The following is an 18,811-nucleotide window of genomic DNA, read 5'->3' as shown; positions in this document are numbered from 1 at the left end:
GAGACCAGATGGCTGAGACCGTGCTCACAAATCCGGGCCAATCGCCTGCGCGGCCTGAGGGCTGGCGCGGCGTCGCCGACGACTGGGCGTCCGATCAGCGCGCCTTCAAGAACGTGTCCTGGGGCAAGGCCATGATGTGGATCTTCCTCCTCAGCGACACCTTCATTTTCAGTTGCTTCCTGCTCTCCTACATGACGGCGCGCATGTCGACGACCGTGCCCTGGCCCAATCCCAGCGAAGTCTTCGCTCTCAACATCGCCGGCAAGCACATTCCGCTGATTCTGATCGCCATCATGACGTTTATCCTGATCAGCAGCAGCGGCACCATGGCGATGGCCGTCAATTTCGGCTACCGACGCGATCGCGTCAGAACCGCGGCCTTAATGCTGGCCACGGCAGCCTTCGGCGCGACCTTCGTTGGAATGCAGGCCTTCGAATGGACCAAGCTGATCATGGAGGGCGTCCGGCCCTGGGGCAATCCATGGGGTGCCCCGCAGTTTGGCGCGAGCTTCTTCATGATCACGGGCTTTCACGGCACCCATGTCACGATCGGTGTGATCTTCCTCATCGCCATCGCGCGGAAGGTCTTTCGCGGCGATTTCGACGTCGAGAGGCGCGGCTTTTTCACGAGCCGCAAGGGGTATTACGAGATCGTCGAGATCACGGGCCTGTACTGGCACTTCGTCGATCTCGTGTGGGTGTTCATCTTTGCATTCTTCTATCTTTGGTGAGGTCGGCGCATGACAAACGCGGCGGTACACATGGAAGGACAACTTCACGCTCCGGTGCATGGCGCAGTCGCAACGGGGGCCGTTCACGCCAAGGGTCAACAGCACCCGATCAAGCTCTACCTCGTGGTCTGGGGCTGGTTGTTCGTCCTCAGCACGTGCTCCTACCTCGTCGACTACTTTGGCCTACATGGCTATCTGAGGTGGTCGCTGATCCTGCTGTTCATGGTGTTGAAGGCCGGCTTGATCGTCGCTGTCTTCATGCACATGGCCTGGGAGCGACTGGCCCTGGCCTACGCCATCCTGCTGCCGCCGGTCGTGGTATTGGTATTTGTGTCGATCATGGTGCTCGAATCCGATTACACCCACTTCCTTCGCGTGCTCTTCTTCGCAACCCCGTCGTAGCGGCAACCCGAGTTCTCACCGTCATTCCGCGCGAGGCGGGCATCTAGAAGAGTCACCCCTCAAACGCGTCGATCGACGCCTTGCTACCACGTGACACCAGCGCCTCATCCGCCGCCGGCAAGGGCTCGCCCTTGTCACGAAAACGGTTGGTGATGGGATAGCGGCGGTCGCGACCGAAGTTCTTAGGTGTCACTTTCACGCCGGGTGCGGCCTGGCGGCGCTTGTATTCGGCGACGTTGAGGAGATGGTCGATGCGGGTGACCGTCTCGCGGTCAAAGCCGGCTGCGATGATGTGATCAAGTGGCTCCTCGCGTTCGACCAGACGCTCCAGGACGGCATCGAGCACATCGTAGGGCGGCAGAGAATCCTCATCACGCTGGTTCTCGCGCAATTCCGCGGTCGGCGGCCGCGTGATGATATCCGGCGGAATGACCTCCCCGGCCGGTCCGAGCGCGCCTTCCGGCTTCCAGGAATTGCGCAGTGTCGCCAGCCGAAACACCTGCGTCTTATAAATGTCCTTGATCGGATTGAAGCCGCCGTTCATGTCGCCATAGAGCGTGGCGTAGCCGACCGACATTTCCGACTTGTTGCCTGTCGTCACCACCATCAAGCCGGTTTTGTTGGAGATCGCCATCAAGAGCGTGCCGCGGGTGCGGGCCTGGAGATTTTCCTCGGTGATATCTGGCGGCAGATTCTTGAAGATGCCGGACAGGATCGTCTCGAACCCGTTCACCGCTTCGGCGATCGGCAAAACCTCGTAGCGGATGCCGAGATGGCCCGCGAGCTCGCCGGCATCCGCAATCGCGTGTGGTGCCGTGTAGCGATAAGGCAGCATTACGCCATGCACCTGATCGGCGCCGAGCGCATCGACCGCGATCGCCGCACACAGCGCGGAATCGATGCCGCCGGAAATGCCCAGCAGCACGCCTGGAAAGCCGTTCTTGGCGACGTAATCGCGGAGGCCCAGCACGCAGGCGGCATAATCGGCCTTGTCGCCCTCGGGCTGCTGGGCGACCGGCCCGGTGCAGCGCCAGTCGTCACCATTCCTGGTGAAGCGCAGCGTGACCACGCTCTCCTCGAACGCCGGTAATTGCGCCGCAAGCGAGAGGTCGCCATTGAGCACGAAGGACGCTCCGTCGAACACGAGCTCGTCCTGGCCACAGACCTGATTGAGATAGACCAGCGGCAGGCCGCTTTCGGTGACGCGCGCCACGGCGACCGACAGACGAACGTCGTTCTTGTCGCGGGCGTAAGGCGAGCCGTTCGGCACCAGGATGATCTCGGCGCCAGTCTCCGCCAGCGTCTCGATCACGTTTTCGTAGTCCTCGGACTCTTCCAGCCAGATGTCCTCGCAGATCGGCACCCCGATGCGCACGCCACGCACGGTCACGGGTCCTGCTGCGGGTCCGCGCGCAAACAGTCGCCTCTCGTCGAACACGCCGTAGTTCGGCAGATTGCATTTGAAGCGTAAGCCGGAGACACGGCCGCCATCGAGCAGCGCACAGGCATTGTAAAGCCTGCCCTCCTCGACCCAGGGCGTGCCGACCAGCATCGCCGGACCACCGTCCGCGGTCTCGCGCGCGAGGCCTTCGATCGCGGCGCGGCAGGCAGCCTGGAACGCCGGCTTCTGCACCAGGTCCTCCGGAGGATAGCCGGCGATGAACAATTCCGGAAACAGCACGAGATCGGCACCGTCGGCGGCGGCTCGCGCGCGCGCCGAGCGTGCCTTCGCAGCATTGCCCTCGATGTCGCCCACGGTCGGATTGAGCTGGGCGAGCGTGACCGCGAATGCGTTGAGACGTTCGGTCATGGACCGCCCTTGTTCGATCCTCGCTAGACGAAACCCAATCGCTCGATGAGCGCAAAGATCCAGAACGCGCCAGCCATCAGCAGCGCAACGCCGACCGCGGCCGAGCCCATGTCCTTGACCCGGCCGATCTGCTTGTCGTGGTCCATGGTCAGGCGGTCGGCGAGTTTTTCGATCGCGGTGTTGAGCAGCTCGACCACCAGCACGAAGGCGACTGCACAGACCAGCTCGACCGCGCGCATCGCGGTCGCGCCGATGAACCAGGCCAGCGGCAGCGACAGGAGGAGCACAAAGATCTCCTCGCGGACGGCCTGCTCCGAGCGGAACGCAAAGGCCAGACCGTTCCGGGAATTGATCGTGGCCTTCCAAATTCGCAGCAAGGTTCTAGAGCCCCGCTGCGGCCGGCATCGGCCTGGCTTTGCCGGCGCGTTCCTGCTTCAGCAGCTCGGCAATCAGGAAAGCCATGTCGATGGATTGCTCAGCATTGAGACGGGGATCGCAGACCGTGTGGTAGCGGTCGTTGAGATCCTCGTCGGTGATGGCGCGGGCGCCGCCGAGGCATTCGGTGACGTCCTGGCCCGTCATCTCCAGGTGCACGCCGCCGGCATGGGTGCCTTCCGCGGCGTGGACCGCGAAGAACGACTTCACCTCGGACAGGATGCGGTCGAAGGGGCGGGTCTTGTAGCCCGAAGTCGAGGTGATGGTGTTGCCGTGCATGGGATCACAGGACCAGACCACCACCCGGCCCTCGCGCTGCACGGCGCGGATCATGTTGGGCAGATGCTCACCGATCTTGTCGGAGCCGAAGCGGCCGATCAGCGTCAGCCGGCCCGGCTCGTTGTCGGGGTTGAGCACGTCGATCAGCTTCAGCAGTTCGTCGGGCTTAAGTGACGGGCCGCATTTGAGCCCGATCGGGTTCTTGATGCCGCGGAAATATTCGATATGGCCATGATCGAGCTGGCGGGTGCGGTCACCGATCCAGATCATGTGGCCCGAGGTCGCGTACCAGTCGCCGGTGGTGGAATCGACGCGGGTCAGGGCCTGCTCGTAGCCGAGCAGCAGCGCCTCGTGGCTGGTGTAGAAATCCGTGGCGCGCAGCTCGGGATGACTTTCGAGATCGAGGCCGCAGGCGCGCATGAAGTTGAGCGCGTCCGAGATGCGGTCGGCCAATTCCTTGTAGCGGCGGGACTGCGGGCTATCCTTCAGGAAGCCGAGCATCCATTGATGCACGCTGCCGAGATTGGCGAAGCCGCCGGTGGCGAAGGCGCGGAGCAGGTTCAGCGTCGCGGCCGACTGGCGGTAGGCCATCAGCTGGCGCTGCGGATCCGGCACGCGCGCTTCCTTGGTGAAGGCGATGTCGTTGACGATGTCGCCGCGATAGCTCGGGAGCTCGACACCGTTCACCTTTTCGGTCGGCGACGACCGCGGCTTGGCGAACTGGCCGGCGATGCGGCCGACTTTCACCACGGGGACGGCGCCGGCGTAAGTAAGCACCACCGCCATCTGGAGCAGCACGCGGAAGAAGTCGCGGATGTTGTTGGCGCCGTGCTCGGCAAAGCTCTCAGCGCAGTCGCCGCCCTGGAGCAGGAAGGCCTCGCCGGCCGCAACCCGTGCCAACGCCTTCTTCAGATTGCGCGCTTCGCCGGCAAACACCAGCGGCGGAAAGGTCGCAAGCTGCGCCTCGACGTCGGCCAAGGCCTTGGCGTCGGGATAGTCGGGCACCTGTAGCACCGGCTTGCTGCGCCAGGACTCGGGCGTCCACCGCTCGGACATCGCAATCTCTCCGTGAAGCAAAAAGCGCAACCTGATCTGTGGGTTGCGAGGGCCGCCTTATACACAGGCTGGCCCCGTCCCGCCAGTTGTAAATCCATTCCGCATTGCAAACCCTTGCGGCCAAAGTCAAATTCGAACCGGAGGTGTTGACGGTCAAGCCATTCGACGTCGGCGCCACCGCCCCGATCACCGCGATACAAGGTGGGGCGGCGTCGCGGAATGGACCCAGACCTAGGGGGAATGACGTCAGCGAATGATCGTCGTCAGAGACGAGTAACGCCTGTTCAGCCTGGCTTCGCCCGGCGCGAATTGCGCAAATGCGTCGCTAACTCGCACCGCCGGCGGCGTATCGCTCGCAAAGCGAAATTCCTTCGGCCGCGGCGCGTAGAAACTGGTGCGGAAATAGGCCTCGTCGAAGCGTGCCTCGCCGACCCCGAACAATGCGTCGCAGAGAAACAGGAGCGCGTACACTCCTGCGACTGCGGCGACGATCTCCCTGAGAATAGACATGAGGATGCCCTGCCCTTTTGCCGGGAGGATGCACGCTGGTTCCAAAGTCGAGGTTTAAAGCCGCGCGCTTCTTGTTCGCAGGGTTTGCCGCTACTGTGCGGATTGCAGGCAATTTTATCGATCCGGAAAAGGGAGCCCGCCCGACCAAGCGACCAGGCGGGCCCAGGCTTGGCCGCTCGGGAGGTATCGGACGGCCGGATTCGTCAGCCGTGGCTTGCCTCCTTGCGATGGCCGCTCTCGCTGAGGCGATCGACCCAAGCGATGCCGATCGCCGAGATGATGAAGGTCAGGTGGATCAGCACCTGCCACATCACGCCGCTCTCGGTGAAATTGCTGCGCGTCGTGCCGAGATTGCCCGCCTCAATGAAGGTCCTGAGCAGAGAGATCGAGGAGATGCCGATGATCGCCATCGCCAGCTTGATCTTGAGCACGCTGGCATTGACGTGACTGAGCCATTCCGGCTCGTCGGGATGCCCGGTCAGGTTCAGGCGGGAGACGAAGGTCTCATAGCCGCCGACAATCACCATCACCAGCAGGTTCGAGATCATGACGACGTCGATCAGCCCGAGCACGACCAGCATGATCTGCTGCTCGCTGGCGTCGAACGAGTGCAAGACCAGGTGCCAGAGCTCTTTGAGGAACAGCAGCACATAAACGCCCTGCGCGATGATCAGGCCGACATAGAGCGGCACTTGCAGCCAGCGCGAACCAAAGATGAGCTGCGCAAACGGGCCGATCTGCGGCCCCTCCGCGGCATGCGCCGAAGGTGCTTTCGGTTCAGACGTCATTGATCACTCCGGATTGCAAATAGGAAGCGCCTCACAGACTCGCGATGACAGGCGCGAGCTCGAGCGAGCCCCGATAGATCATCTCGAAGGCGACGTAAACGATGATGGCGAGACCGACATAGGCGATCCAGCGCTGCTTCTGCAGCACGCGGCCGAGCAGGTCGGCCGCAACGCCCATCATCGCCACCGACAATAGCAGACCGAAGGCAAGGATGTAGGGATGCTCGCGCGCGGCGCCCGCAACCGCGAGCACGTTGTCGAGCGACATCGAGACGTCGGCGGCGACGATCTGCAAGGCCGCCTGACCAAAGGTCTTTCGCTGCGCCGGCGCAGCACCCGCGCCGCCGCCATACTCGAACGCGAGCTGGCGCGAATGCGCGGACTGCTCGCGCAGCTCGCGCCACATCTTCCAGCAGACCCACAGCAACAGCACGCCGCCGGCGAGCAGGAGGCCGATCACCTGCAGGAGCTGGGTCGCAACGCCGGCGAAGACGATGCGGAGCGCCGTGGCGGCGACAATGCCGACGACGATGGCGCGCCGGCGCTGCTCGGCCGGCAGTCCCGCCGCGGCAAGGCCGATGACGACGGCGTTGTCTCCGGCCAGCACGAGGTCGATCAGGATGACCTGAAACAGCGCGGTCAGAGCATCGGCGGTGATGAATTCTGTCATGATTGATCGTTTTTCGGTGCAGACGGATCGAGCCAGTGCGGTTTCTTCCGTTCAACCCAATCCAGGACCTTGGCGCGCGAGGAGCGCAGCAGCGGCACGTCTTCCGCCAGCAATGCAAGACCGAGCGGCAGCATCCAGACGCCGAGCACCGGCAGAAAGGAGAGCACGCCGCCGACGATGAGCAGCAGGCCCGAGGGAATCCTGATCCAGCGGCTGGACGGCTTGAGCAGATAGGTGACGGCGTCGCCCATGCGCGGCGGCAAGCGATGGACGAGCTTGTCGAGACGCGGGTCGCCGCCGGCCAACTGGCTGGCGGGGCCCGTGGCCCCATTCGTAGGCTCGTCCGAAGCTGCGCTCATGCTCACTCCTCTGCCGCCACGGGCTGTTGGGCGCGCGCAGCACCCGGTGCGACCTGCTTTGCACGCGGCAGGGCCAGCGTCAGCAGGCGCAACAGCTTGATCGCCTGCACCTCATGCGGATGCACGTCCTCGTCGGCAGCGGCGACGCGCTCCGACAACTCCATCAGATGCGACGACAGCGGCATGTCCGAGACCGGCCGCAGCGTATCGATCACGACGTTTGCAAAATCCGGCTCCTCGAGTCGCTCGGCGAGTGTGTCGAACATCCCAAATAGCCTTTCGTCCTCGATATGAGGCGCCAATCCGCGATCGCGAATGAAGCGGATCACCTCGTCGCGCTCGACCGGCGAAACGCGCCGGTCGGCCACGGCGACGAGCGCGCCGGCAATGACCAGCGCCGCCGCAGCCTGCTCGTTCAGGCTGGACGGATCGGCGATCTCGATCTCGATCGGATTTGAATGCTTGGCGTCAGACATCGTTGCTCCCTAAGCTTGCGAAATGGCCGCACGGAGCTGCGATGGAACGACTGGTCGGAGAGAACCGAAGAAGGCCCGACGATCGGCCGATCCATCGCATTCGCGCGGGACAGGTCATCCGACATCACGAGGTTTGCCGACATTGTCGGCGTCCTCGCCAGAGGGGCCCGGATTCTTGTTCCTCTCAGAGATAAAGACGGGGCTGTCGGAATCAAGGCGATACGGCTGCGACTAGCCGCCGCATTGGGTTCCATATGGCCATGGAAGCGGGCTGGAGTCGATCTTTCGTGGCTCGCCAAGTGACGCCATGCGCCGCGCGGTCACACACCTCAGGGCGATGGTGTCGGGTTGGCGCTCGTTGCATCGCGAGCCAGCATGAATGGATGCCCCTGGCCAAGTGCTCCTCATCCTCCCCGCTCGACGAGATGCGCACGCGAGGGCGACGGCTCGAACCTGTCACCGAAATACTGCGTTTCGTGCGCCACCAGGCCTTCGCGGAATTCCATGATACTCACGACGTAGGACGGCACCCCATCATAGCTCAGGACGAATTCGCTCACCCAGAAATCGCCTCCACCGGCAATCCGCCGGACCGTGAATCGCTTCCTGTTCGGCTGCGCGGATCGACTCTCCTGAATGTTCCTACGACCGCGGATGCGCTCGCCGGACTGCGGATAGTCGAGCACGGCATCCTCGCAGTAAATGTCATGCTCCGCCTCGAAATTGCTCGCGTCCGAAGCATCCCAATGGCGCTTGAGCGCGGCTAGCTTGGCTCGATCATTCATCTCGATCTCCATCTCGATTTTCTCGCATCCTAGCAACGAAGCCGGCCTTGGTCGCGCTCCCGGCATCACCGGGAACCATGAGGGAGTCAGAACTGTTGGTGCAGCTCAAGACACATCCCCGAGAGGATCCCTCATGTGCCGCTGGATCGCATACCGGGGCGAGACGACGTCCTTCGAGCCCTACGTCACCGAGCCCGAGCATTCGCTGGTCGCGCAGAGCATCCGCTCGCTTCAGTCGACGGCGGGTTCGAACGGTGACGGCTTTGGCCTCGGCTGGTACGGCGAGCATCCGGAGCCAGGCCTTTATCGCGAGACGCGCCCGGCCTGGTCGGACGAGAACCTGCGCTATCTCTGCCGCCATCTGCGCTCGCATTTGTTCTTCGCGCACGTGCGCGCGGCCACCGGCACGGCGGTGACACGGCAGAATTGCCATCCCTTCGCCTGCGGCCAATGGATGTTCATGCACAATGGATTCGTCGGGAGCTGGAATCGGCTGCGGCGCAGGGTCGAGGCGTTGATCCCCGATCCTTATTACCCATCGCGGCTGGGCACGACCGATTCGGAAGCCGTATTCCTCGCCATGATGGGCGCGGGTCTGGATAGCGATCCGCTCGGCGCAACGCACCGCGTGCTGCAAGCCCTCGTCAGTCTCGTCAACGAAGGCCAGCTACGCGAACGGCTGCGCTTCACGAGCGCGATCGCCAACGGCCACGATCTCTACGCGTTCCGCGTTGCGGTCAACGATGCCGCGAACACGCTGTATTTCCGCGAGGCCGGCGGCCAGGTCGTCGTCGTGTCCGAGCCGTTCGACAAGGACGAGGATTGGGCCGAAGTGCCGCCGAATCACACGCTGATCGCGCGCGCGTCCGAAAGCGTGAAGATTGTTCCGTTCACTCTTGCAATTACGGGTGAGTGCGACGCGGAACCCGTTCCATCCAGAAGAATTGTTGCCGGCAGGTAAATACCTCGGCCGGGTGGGACAATGACATTTGCTTCAGACGTTTTGAAACTGCTGCGGCTTGATCCGTCCGACGACAGGCAGCACTTCGTCATTCGCTCCGCCGGCAGAGGCGGCAAGGCGGCGGAATATTCGTTCGGCATCGAGGAGGAATATTTCCTCGCCGATCGTCGCAGCCTGGAAGTCGCGATCGAGACTCCCAACGAGCTGTTCGAATCGGCGAATTGGTCGACCGGCGGCCAGGCGATGCGGGAAATGCTGCAATCCCAACTCGAGGTCGCGACCAACATTCACGTCGAGGTCAATGACGCGCGCGAAGAGCTCCGCTTCCTGCGCCGCGAGGTCGCAAACGTCGCCGCGCAATACGGCTTCGTGATCATGGCCTGCGGCACGCATCCGACCGCGGTCTGGCGCATGTCGCAGCCCAGCCCGAAACCGCGCTACGAGGAGATGATCGAGGATTTGCGCAGCATCGGCCACCGCAACATGATGTGCGGCATGCATGTGCACGTCCAGCTGCCAGATCCCGAGAAGCGCATGGCGGTGATGCGGGCGATGCTGCCGCATCTGCCGCTGTTCATCGCGCTCTCCGCCTCGTCCCCATTCTGGAATTCGCACAAGACCGGACTAAAGGGCTACCGGCTCGCCGCCTACTCCGAGCTGCCGCGCACCGGCCTGCCCGAACTGTTCGAAAGCAAGCAGGACTTCGACGACTATGTCGGCGCGTTGCAGCGCTCGGGCGTGATTCCCGACGAGAGCCACATCTGGTGGGCGATGCGACCTTCGATGCGACACCCGACCCTCGAGCTGCGCGCGCCCGACACCTGCACCTTCATCGACGACGCCGTCGCGATCGCCTCGCTCTATCGCTGCCTGACACGGCACCTCTACCTGCGGCCCCACCTGTCGAAGGAGGTCACCGCGGTCGAACGCGCGATTGCGGTCGAAAACAAATGGCGCGCCCAGCGCTACGGCACCGATTGCATCTTCGCCTCGAAGGACGGGCCCGTCACGATCTCGGAGCTGCTCTCCCGCGTGATCGACGACATCGCTGGGGACGCAGCGGCACTGAACTGCGCCGCCGAGGTCGAGCACTGTCGGACCATCGTTGCGCGCGGCAGCTCCGCAGAATTCCAGCTTCGCGCCTATCGCGAACATGCCGAGGACATCGGGGCAGTTTCGCGCTGGATCGCAGCCTCGACCATCTCAGGGACGAGCGCTCCGACTGGCAGCGTTCCTGCTCCGTCATAACGCCCGGGCAAGCTTCGGCAACGAAATGTCGTCTTGAATTCGGGCATCGGAGGAACGCATGAATCGCGTCACGTCTTGCCCCGGCTGCGGCCATGGACTTGTCCCGATGCTTTCGGCCAAGGGCCGCGCGGAGCTCAGCTGCCTCTGGTGCGAAGGCATCGACGTGCGAACGACGGACATGGCGAAGTGGGCGGACAGCCCGTCCGGCAAGCCTGAGCGGGCTGCCCGTCAGTCGCTCGAATGAGCGGTCGCCCCGTTCCGGTCAGATCCTCGCCGCCACGCGTTGCGGTGGAATATTGCGGCTCCGGGAGGCGATCAGCCGATGATTTTCGCGGCTGCCGGCGTCGCCGGAGATAGAGGCAGTTGACGAGGATCGGCTCGTCATCGCCGAGCGTTGCACGCTCCTTGACGAGCAGGCTCATGACCGAACGCATCTTGAGGATTTCCTGCGCGACGAAGCTGCAGTCCTCGTCCCGATTGACCTGCTCACGCATGATGGACTCGGCCTCGAGCATGCTGACCCGGAGCGCTCGTATGGTTCTGCGGATTTCGTTGATACGGTTGTCCATGGCTGCCTCCCTGACGATCGCAGCATAAGAACAAAACATGAACATAACGTCAAGGCCTCACAGGCCGAGACCTCACAGTCGAAAGGCTACTCCGCCGCCTGGCGCACGTGGCGTGCGCTCGGCGTGCGCATGGTAACGAGCTCTTCGGCCGCGGTCGGGTGCAGCGCGATCGTCGCATCGAAATCGGCCTTGGTCGCCTTCATCTTCACAGCGATCGCGACCGCCTGGATAATCTCGGCGGCGGCATCGCCGACGATGTGGCAGCCCAGCACGCGCTCGGTCGCCCCGTCGACGACGAGCTTCATCAGCATGCGGGTGTCGCGGCCCGACATCGTCGCCTTGATGGGGCGGAACGTCGTCTTGTAGATATCGACGTGGCTGTACTGCGCCCGTGCCTCCGTCTCGGTGAGGCCGACGGTGCCGACCTCCGGCTGCGAGAACACGGCGGTCGGGATGTTGGCATGATCGACCCTGACCTCGCGCTTGCCGAACACGGTGTCGGCAAAGGCGTGGCCTTCGCGGATCGCTACCGGCGTCAGGTTGAAGCGGTGGGTGACGTCGCCGATCGCATAGATGCTGTCGACCGAGCTCTTCGAGAAACCATCCACCGCTATGCCGCCATTGCTCGGATTAATGGCGACGCCGGCGTTCTCAAGGCCGAGATTGGCCACCGCAGGATGGCGGCCGATCGCGAACATGACCTGATCGGAGGCGAGGCTCGACCCGTTCGACAGATGCGTGGTGAACTCCTCGCCGTGCCGATCGACCTTGGTCACGGTGCAGCCGGTGAGGATGGTGATGCCCTGCTTCTCCATCTCGGCGCGAACGTGGGTCCGAACATCCTCGTCAAAACCGCGAAGGATGTTGTCGCCGCGATAGATCACCGTGACGTCCGAGCCGAAGCCGGCGAAGATCCCGGCGAATTCCAGCGCGATGTAGCCGCCGCCCTGAATCACGATCCGCTTCGGCAACTTTTTCAGATGGAAAGCCTCGTTGGAGGAGATCACGTGCTCGATGCCGGGAATCGCCGCGCCATGGTTTGGCGCCCCGCCGGTGGCGATCAGGATGTACTTCGCCGTGATCTTGCGGTCGTTCTCGAGCAGACGGACAGTGTGCTCATCCTCGATCACCGCCCGGCTCTTGACGATCTGCGCACCCGACTTCTCGACATTGGCCGTGTAGGCCGCCTCGAGCCGCGCAATCTCCTTGTCCTTGTTGGCGATCAGCGTCGGCCAGTCGAAGGTGGCTGGCGGGACTGTCCAGCCGAAGCCGGCGGCGTCCTCGAGCTCATGACGAAAATGCGAGCCGATCACGAACAGCTTCTTCGGCACGCAGCCGCGGATCACGCAGGTGCCGCCCATGCGGTACTCTTCCGCGATCATCACGCGGGCGCCGTAACCAGCCGCGATGCGGGCGGCCCGCACGCCGCCCGAGCCGCCACCGATGACAAAGAGGTCGACGTCGAATTCAGCCATTGTCCACTCCGACCTCTTTCAGAGCATGATCCGGGAAAGTGTGGAGCGGTTTTCCGAAAAAGATCTTGCTCAAATAACAACCCAGAGCGCGATGACGCGCTTTAGGACTCCTATCAGATAGGTGCGCTCAGATCTCCTTGCCACGCTTGCGCATCTCGGCGCGGAAGGCTCCCATCACGGTCTCGGAGAAGTTCTGGGCCCAGGAGTTCATGAAGGCCATGCTGAGGCCGATGGCGCGCGGCTCGGCCTCGATCAGCTTCTTGCCGAGCGGCGACCTGTAGAAGGTGACGAGGTCCTTGAGCTCCTGCTCGGTAAATTCGCTGGCATAGATCTGCGCCATGCCTTCGCCGATTTCGTTCTGGCGGCCGTTGAGCTGCTGGGCGACGATCGGCGCGACCTCGTTGAGGTCCTTCTGGTAGTTGAGATTCTGCTGGATCAGCGCGATCTTGGTCTTCTCGACGAGGCCGGGCACGGCGCCGCTGTACATCGCAGTCGCGTTCTTGATCTGCAAAATCTCCTTGGCCGCCGCAATCGCCGCAGGTGAGGCTTTCGGCTGGGCCGGCGCGGCGGCCTTGGGCGCGGCCTGCTGGGCCATTGCCGGGGCGGCCGAAAGCGCCAGTCCCACAGCGAGGGTCGCAGCCGGCAAGAATTTCAACACGATCTTCATTCCAAGTCTCCTTTCGGCTTGCGCCGTTCAATCACGCGGATTCCCTCGCCGCCCGCCAAAACGGCCGAGCCGGCCAAGCCGATGAACAACCCATGCTCGACCACGCCCGGAATCGCGCTCAACGCGTTGGCGAGGCCGGATGGATCCACAATACGTCCGAGCTGGGCATCGACGATCCAGTGGCCGCCATCGGTGACGAAAACGTGGCCGTCTTTGGCCTTGCGGACCGCCATCTGCCCGGAAACGCCGCATTCGGCAAATGCAATCTCGATCGCGCGACGCGTTGCCCCAAGCCCGAACGGGATGACCTCGACCGGCAGCGGAAAGCGTCCGAGCGTCGGCACCCATTTGCTCTCGTCGGCAATCACGATCATGCGATCCGACGCAGCCGCCACGATCTTCTCGCGCAGCAGCGCCCCGCCGCCGCCCTTGATGAGGTTGAGCTCGGGATCGATCTCGTCGGCGCCGTCGACGGTGATGTCGAGATGGTCGATCTCGTCCAGCGTGGTCAGTGGCACGCCGCAACGCTCGGCGTCCGAGCGGGTCGCTTCCGAGGTCGGTACGCCGATCACCTTGAGCCCGGCGGCGACGCGCTCGCCGAGCAGCTCGACGAAATGTTTTGCGGTCGAGCCGGTGCCGAGCCCGAGTTGCATGCCGTCACGCACCTCCTCGAGGGCGCGCGCGGCCGCTTGCCGCTTCAACTGGTCCATGTTCACGTTTGCGCCCGCCTTGAATCGAGAATGTGCCGCCGGGTGTGGCCGGTTGCGGCGGCCTATGTAGCCTCGTTTTTTCCCGGAGAACAGGGTCTGGGATCAGGTCTATAAGCGGATCTTATGGTCCCGCCCCTTGCTTCGATACGACCGGGCCGGTAGCGCTTCGCCCATGACCTTCCCTCACACCATCGTCTTCGATCTCGACGGCACGCTTGTGGATACGGCGCCCGACCTGATCACCGCGCTGAATCACGTGCTCGACCGCGAAGGGCTGCCGCCGGTGCCGATGGCCTCGGCCCGGAACATGATCGGCGCCGGGGCCCGCAAACTGATCGAGCGGGGCCTGGAGGCCGAGGGGCGCACCGTCACCACTGCCGACATGGACCGGATGACGGCGGATTTCATCGCCTATTACGCCGATCATATCGCGGTGGAATCCCGCCCCTTCGAGGGGCTCGAGGCCGCGCTCGACCATTTTGCCGCCCAAGGCCACCGCCTCGCGGTCTGCACCAACAAGCTGGAATGGCTGTCGAAGCGGCTTTTGGACCAGCTCGACCTCAGCCGCCGCTTCGCGGCGATCTGCGGCGCGGACACGTTCGGCGTCCAGAAGCCGGACCCGACCATTTTCCGCGAGACCGTGGCGCGCGCCGGCGGGGAGGTCAAAGCCTCCATCATGGTCGGTGATGCCGGAACCGACGTTGGCGTGGCCCGCCGGGCCGGGGTGCCCGTGATCGGGGTCAGCTTCGGCTATACGGACGTGCCGATCGCCGAACTGAAGCCGGACCGGCTGATCCATCACATGCGTGACCTGCCCGCCGCAGCGCGCAGCCTGATGACCGCCCAGGCTCCAGCAAACCCCTGATAAATCTGAGTTATTCCTTGCAATTCTGCGTGATCGATGCGCAGCCGTGGTTGCCTGCCCAAGCGGCACGCCTTAGGTCCGGCTGGGCGATGTAGCGGTTGGTCGCAGAAGGTGGCCTCCATCACCGCGCCAAATCCGGGATTTGCAGAGCTTCAATCGGCCACTCCGCCCAAACCGGTCCGTAAGCCGCAGCGGCCCAAGAAGCCGAAACCTGCGGCAGCCGCAGCCCGGCGGACGCCGCGCGGGCCGCGTCCCCCGAGCCAAGCGCGGGAGGCGCTGACCTATCGACCCGATTGTCCTTTGCCTCTCCGATGCTTAGATTGCTTCCAGAGCACCGCTGAAGCGTCGGTGCGCAAGCTGCCCGAAGTACAAGGCTTCCCGTATGAACGGATCTTCCGCGAGCCCCCTCGCTACAGCGAGTCCCCTCGCCGCGCTGTCGAGCCCCATGACCGATCCGTTCGGGCGGACCATCAGCTATTTGCGCGTGTCCGTGACCGACCGTTGCGATTTGCGCTGCTTCTATTGCATGTCAGAGGACATGACGTTCCTGCCCAAGGCTGACCTGCTGACGCTGGAGGAACTCGACCGGCTCTGCTCGGCCTTCATCGCCAAGGGCGTGAAGAAGCTGCGGCTCACCGGGGGCGAGCCCTTGGTCCGCCGCAACGTGATGATGCTGGTGCGCTCGTTGTCGCGGCATCTTTCCAGCGGCGCCTTGAATGAGCTGACGCTGACCACCAACGGCACCCAGCTTGCGAAGCATGCGCGGGAGCTCGCCGATTGCGGCGTCCGCCGCATCAACGTCTCGCTCGACACGCTCGATCCCCGGAAGTTTCGCGAGATCACCCGTTGGGGCGAGATCGACAAGGTTCTGGAAGGCATCGAAGCCGCCCGCGCCGCAGGGCTCAGCGTGAAGATCAACGCGGTGGCCCTGAAGAACCTCAACGAGGACGAGCTCCCCGAGCTGATGCGCTGGGCCCATGGCAAGGGCATGGGCCTGACGCTGATCGAGGTCATGCCGATGGGCGAGATCGGCTCGGGCCGGATCGACCAATATCTGCCGCTGTCCCTGGTGCGCGCGCGTCTCGCCCAGCAATTCACGCTGACAGACCTAGCCGAGAGCACGGGCGGACCCGCGCGCTATGTCAACGTCGCCGAGACCGGCGGCAAGCTCGGCTTCATCACACCAATGACCCATAATTTCTGCGAATCCTGCAACCGGGTGCGCATCACCTGCACCGGAACGCTGCACACCTGCCTTGGCCACGAGGATGCTTCCGATTTGCGTAAACCTCTGCGTGCATCGAACGAGGATGTGCTGCTTGCGGATGCGATCGATCGTGCCATTGGGCTCAAGCCCAAGGGCCACGATTTCATTATCGACCGCCGCCACAACCGTCCCAGCGTCTCCAGGCATATGAGCGTCACCGGCGGGTAGCCCTTAACCTGCTCGCGGGTATTATTTCCCCTTAACTATCAACAAACTTCCAATTGACTGGCGGCACGCCCGCTGGTTTGGTGCGGCTGCCTCATGCCTGCGCGGCGAGACAAGCCACGCGCCAACTCGGCGCAGTCAAGACGGCCGGGGGCACAATCGGGGGAGGACCTATCGTTGCAAGCGCTCCTAAAGTTGAGCAGCAGGATTGACGCGTTCACGCGCTGGACGGGCAAACGCCTGGCATGGCTGATCGTGCTCGCAGTCATCATCTCGGCGGTCAACGCCGTCATCCGCAAGACCTTCGATACGTCCTCCAATTCGTGGCTCGAGCTGCAATGGGTGCTGTTCAGCATCGTCTTCCTGCTCTGCTCGTCATGGACGCTGCTCGACAACGAGCACATCCGCATCGATATCGTGAACAACGCACTGCCGAAGACGGCCCGCAACGTGATCGACGTGATCGGTCACTTGTTCTTCCTCATTCCGCTGTGCGTCGTGATGATCATCACCGGCGTGCCGTTCTTCCAGCGCTCCTTCCACATCAACGAGCAATCCGGCAATGCCGGCGGCCTGCCGCAATGGCCTGCCAAAGCCCTGATCATGATCGGGTTCGCTCTCCTGCTCGTGCAAGGTATCTCCGAGCTGATCAAGCGGATGGCAGTCATGCGCGGACTGATGCCCGATCCGCATGAATCCCAAGTGTCGGCGCTCGAGGCAGAAGTCGAGCATCTCGTCGAAGCGATCGAGAAGAAGTAGCCGTTGGCGACGGTTTAGGGGAAATCATGACCGCGTTTATCATCGCCAATATGGCGCCCATCATGTTCGCGTCGCTGGTTGTCGTGCTGCTGCTCGGCTATCCCGCGGCATTCTCGCTCGGCGCCGTCGGCCTGTTCTACGCCATCATCGGCGTCCAGCTCGGCCAATTCCACCCCGACTTCCTCCAGGCCCTTCCGGAGCGGGTCTACGGCGTGATGAACAACGACACGCTGCTCGCCATTCCCTTCTTCACCTTCATGGGGCTGGTGCTGGAGCGATCGGGCATGGCCGAGGACCTGCTCGACACCATCGGCCAATTGTTCGGCACCATCCGCGGCGGACTTGCTTACGCGGTGGTGTTCGTCGGTGCGCTCTTGGCCGCGACGACGGGCGTGGTTGCCGCCTCGGTGATTTCGATGGGGCTGATTTCGCTGCCGATCATGCTGCGCTACGGCTATGACCGCCGGGTAGCGACCGGCGTCATCGCCGCGTCCGGCACGCTCGCGCAGATCATTCCGCCCTCGCTCGTCCTGATCGTGATGGCCGACCAGCTCGGCAAGTCCGTCGGCGACATGTACGAAGGCGCCTTCATCCCGGGCCTCGTGCTCGCCGCCCTCTACGCCGGTTATGCCTTCCTCGTCAGCATGATCTTCCCGAAGGCCGTGCCGGGCCTGCCGAAGGAGGCCATCGGTTTCCGCGAGGAGGACGGCAGCCGCGGCCTGGTCTCGCTCGGCATGCTGTTCCTCGCGAGCTGTGTGTTCGGATGGTTCATGATGCGCAGTTCGAGCACGCATGGCGCCGACTACGTCGTGCTGAGCATGTTCTACGGTATCATCTTCGCCTTCGTCGTCGCCGTGCTGAACTGGGTTATCGACAAGCTCACCGGCTTCCGTTTCCTCTCGAAGATGGCGCAGCAGACCACCTTCGTCATGGTGCCGCCCCTGTTCCTGATCTTCCTGGTGCTGGGTACGATCTTCATCGGCATCGCGACGCCGACCGAAGGCGGCGCGATGGGTGCCGCCGGCGCCCTCATCCTCGGTGCCGCAAAGCGGCGGCTGAGCTGGGACCTGATCCGGCAGGCCACGGAATCGACCGCCAAGCTGTCGGCTTTTGTTGTGTTCATCCTGGTCGGCGCCCGCGTGTTCTCGCTCACCTTCTACGGCGTCAACGGGCATGTCTGGGTCGAGCACCTGCTCACCTCCCTGCCCGGCGGCCCGGTCGGCTTCCTGATCTTCGTCAACGCGTTCGTGTTCGTGCTGGCCTTCTTCCTCGACTTCTTCGAGCTGGCCTTCATCGTGATCCCGCTGCTCGGACCTGCCGCCGAGCATCTCGGCATCGACCTGATCTGGTTCGGCGTCATCCTCGGCGTCAACATGCAGACCTCGTTCATGCATCCGCCATTCGGCTTTGCGCTGTTCTATCTGCGATCGGTCGCCCCGAAGGATCGATATACTGATCGCGTCACCGGCAAGCGAATGGAGCCTGTCACCACGGGCCAGATCTATTGGGGGGCGGTGCCATTCGTCGTGATTCAGTTGATCATGGTAGGTCTGGTGATCGCGTTCCCCTCGATGGTGATGCACTACAAGGGCGTGCAATCGAACATCGACCCCAGCACGATCAAGATCGAAGTGCCGCAGATCGACTTGCCGCCGCTCGATCTCGGCCCGCCGCAAAAGTAGCGAAGGAGCGCGCGACTGCCCCTCCTACCCTCCCCCTGAGGGTCAGGGCTATCGCATGTGGCCGAGGAGCTCAAAAAGAAAGGCATCGTTCCACCCGGCGCGCTTGAGCTTGAGGCGCAAGGAGATGGTGGTGTCAGGGTGA

Annotated in this window: 21 protein-coding genes; 8 read left to right on the top strand and 13 right to left on the bottom strand. The window is 63.5% G+C overall.

The features are described from left to right. Positions 1 to 8: 8 nt before the first annotated feature. Entirely contained in the window at positions 9 to 731 is a 723-nt protein-coding gene (locus IVA92_RS25140) for a heme-copper oxidase subunit III family protein (RefSeq protein WP_247276810.1), read from the top strand. Positions 732 to 740: 9 nt separating this feature from the next. Continuing rightward, positions 741 to 1,133, top strand: a complete 393-nt coding sequence (locus IVA92_RS25135) for a cytochrome C oxidase subunit IV family protein (RefSeq protein ID WP_247276809.1) — start codon at positions 741 to 743, stop codon at positions 1,131 to 1,133. Positions 1,134 to 1,185: 52 nt separating this feature from the next. Here IVA92_RS25135 and IVA92_RS25130 read toward each other — a convergent pair whose 3' ends face one another. The 9 genes from IVA92_RS25130 to IVA92_RS25090 form a co-directional block, all read right to left on the bottom strand. Continuing rightward, complete coding sequence (locus tag IVA92_RS25130) at positions 1,186 to 2,943, bottom strand: NAD+ synthase (RefSeq protein ID WP_247276808.1); 1,758 nt, start codon at positions 2,941 to 2,943, stop codon at positions 1,186 to 1,188. A gap of 23 nt (positions 2,944 to 2,966) precedes the next feature. Further along, entirely contained in the window at positions 2,967 to 3,320 is a 354-nt protein-coding gene (locus IVA92_RS25125) for a diacylglycerol kinase (protein WP_247276807.1), read from the bottom strand. Between the two features lie 4 nt (positions 3,321 to 3,324). After that, complete coding sequence (locus IVA92_RS25120) at positions 3,325 to 4,713, bottom strand: 3-deoxy-7-phosphoheptulonate synthase class II (RefSeq protein WP_247276806.1); 1,389 nt, start codon at positions 4,711 to 4,713, stop codon at positions 3,325 to 3,327. Positions 4,714 to 4,959: 246 nt separating this feature from the next. Next, the gene (locus IVA92_RS25115; RefSeq protein WP_247276805.1) at positions 4,960 to 5,223 is read right to left on the bottom strand and encodes a hypothetical protein; all 264 of its coding nucleotides are present in this window, start codon (positions 5,221 to 5,223) and stop codon (positions 4,960 to 4,962) included. 203 nt (positions 5,224 to 5,426) lie between these two features. Continuing rightward, positions 5,427 to 6,011: a TIGR00645 family protein gene (locus tag IVA92_RS25110; RefSeq protein WP_247276804.1), complete on the bottom strand. Its 585-nt coding sequence runs from the start codon at positions 6,009 to 6,011 to the stop codon at positions 5,427 to 5,429. Positions 6,012 to 6,042: 31 nt separating this feature from the next. Next, positions 6,043 to 6,681, bottom strand: a complete 639-nt coding sequence (locus IVA92_RS25105; protein WP_247276803.1) for a TerC family protein — start codon at positions 6,679 to 6,681, stop codon at positions 6,043 to 6,045. Then, on the bottom strand, positions 6,678 to 7,040 hold the full coding sequence (locus IVA92_RS25100) for a hypothetical protein (RefSeq protein WP_247276802.1): 363 nt from the start codon (positions 7,038 to 7,040) through the stop codon (positions 6,678 to 6,680). The genes IVA92_RS25105 and IVA92_RS25100 overlap by 4 nt, the downstream gene beginning before the upstream one ends. A 2-nt stretch (positions 7,041 to 7,042) precedes the next feature. Beyond that, the gene (locus IVA92_RS25095; RefSeq protein WP_247276801.1) at positions 7,043 to 7,516 is read right to left on the bottom strand and encodes a TerB family tellurite resistance protein; all 474 of its coding nucleotides are present in this window, start codon (positions 7,514 to 7,516) and stop codon (positions 7,043 to 7,045) included. Between the two features lie 404 nt (positions 7,517 to 7,920). Then, a complete protein-coding gene (locus tag IVA92_RS25090; protein WP_247276970.1) occupies positions 7,921 to 8,301 on the bottom strand; it encodes a nuclear transport factor 2 family protein in 381 nt (126 codons plus the stop codon). Between the two features lie 133 nt (positions 8,302 to 8,434). Here IVA92_RS25090 and IVA92_RS25085 point away from each other — a divergent pair, with 133 nt between their 5' ends. Both IVA92_RS25085 and IVA92_RS25080 read left to right on the top strand, forming a co-directional pair. Continuing rightward, positions 8,435 to 9,262 (top strand): class II glutamine amidotransferase, encoded by an 828-nt coding sequence (locus IVA92_RS25085; RefSeq protein ID WP_247276800.1) that lies wholly within the window; start codon positions 8,435 to 8,437, stop codon positions 9,260 to 9,262. Positions 9,263 to 9,283: 21 nt separating this feature from the next. Next, on the top strand, positions 9,284 to 10,510 hold the full coding sequence (locus IVA92_RS25080) for a carboxylate-amine ligase (RefSeq protein WP_247276799.1): 1,227 nt from the start codon (positions 9,284 to 9,286) through the stop codon (positions 10,508 to 10,510). A gap of 134 nt (positions 10,511 to 10,644) precedes the next feature. On the opposite strand, the gene IVA92_RS25075 is transcribed toward IVA92_RS25080, so the two are convergent. From IVA92_RS25075 to rpiA, 4 genes are all read right to left on the bottom strand, one after another. Further along, positions 10,645 to 11,079, bottom strand: coding sequence for a hypothetical protein (locus IVA92_RS25075; RefSeq protein WP_247276798.1), 435 nt, complete (start codon positions 11,077 to 11,079; stop codon positions 10,645 to 10,647). Between the two features lie 86 nt (positions 11,080 to 11,165). Next, a complete protein-coding gene (gene gor, locus IVA92_RS25070) occupies positions 11,166 to 12,554 on the bottom strand; it encodes a glutathione-disulfide reductase (protein ID WP_247276797.1) in 1,389 nt (462 codons plus the stop codon). A gap of 127 nt (positions 12,555 to 12,681) precedes the next feature. Beyond that, complete coding sequence (locus IVA92_RS25065) at positions 12,682 to 13,221, bottom strand: DUF2059 domain-containing protein (protein ID WP_247276796.1); 540 nt, start codon at positions 13,219 to 13,221, stop codon at positions 12,682 to 12,684. Then, positions 13,218 to 13,937: a ribose-5-phosphate isomerase RpiA gene (rpiA, locus tag IVA92_RS25060; protein ID WP_247276795.1), complete on the bottom strand. Its 720-nt coding sequence runs from the start codon at positions 13,935 to 13,937 to the stop codon at positions 13,218 to 13,220. Before rpiA ends, IVA92_RS25065 begins: the two co-directional genes overlap by 4 nt. Positions 13,938 to 14,103: 166 nt before the next feature. Here rpiA and IVA92_RS25055 point away from each other — a divergent pair, with 166 nt between their 5' ends. From IVA92_RS25055 to IVA92_RS25040, 4 genes are all read left to right on the top strand, one after another. Then, positions 14,104 to 14,796 (top strand): HAD-IA family hydrolase, encoded by a 693-nt coding sequence (locus IVA92_RS25055; RefSeq protein WP_247276794.1) that lies wholly within the window; start codon positions 14,104 to 14,106, stop codon positions 14,794 to 14,796. 382 nt (positions 14,797 to 15,178) lie between these two features. Beyond that, positions 15,179 to 16,231 (top strand): GTP 3',8-cyclase MoaA, encoded by a 1,053-nt coding sequence (gene moaA / locus IVA92_RS25050; RefSeq protein ID WP_247276793.1) that lies wholly within the window; start codon positions 15,179 to 15,181, stop codon positions 16,229 to 16,231. A gap of 174 nt (positions 16,232 to 16,405) precedes the next feature. Next, positions 16,406 to 16,987: a TRAP transporter small permease subunit gene (locus IVA92_RS25045; RefSeq protein WP_247276792.1), complete on the top strand. Its 582-nt coding sequence runs from the start codon at positions 16,406 to 16,408 to the stop codon at positions 16,985 to 16,987. A gap of 26 nt (positions 16,988 to 17,013) precedes the next feature. Next, positions 17,014 to 18,669, top strand: coding sequence for a TRAP transporter large permease subunit (locus tag IVA92_RS25040; protein WP_247276791.1), 1,656 nt, complete (start codon positions 17,014 to 17,016; stop codon positions 18,667 to 18,669). Positions 18,670 to 18,811 lie beyond the last annotated feature (142 nt).

The sequence above is a fragment of the Bradyrhizobium sp. 154 genome, assembly GCF_023073875.1.
Lineage (GTDB): Bacteria > Pseudomonadota > Alphaproteobacteria > Rhizobiales > Xanthobacteraceae > Bradyrhizobium.
The sequence above is the reverse complement of the archived record's forward strand: the minus strand, read 5'-3'. Positions and strand labels throughout refer to the sequence as shown.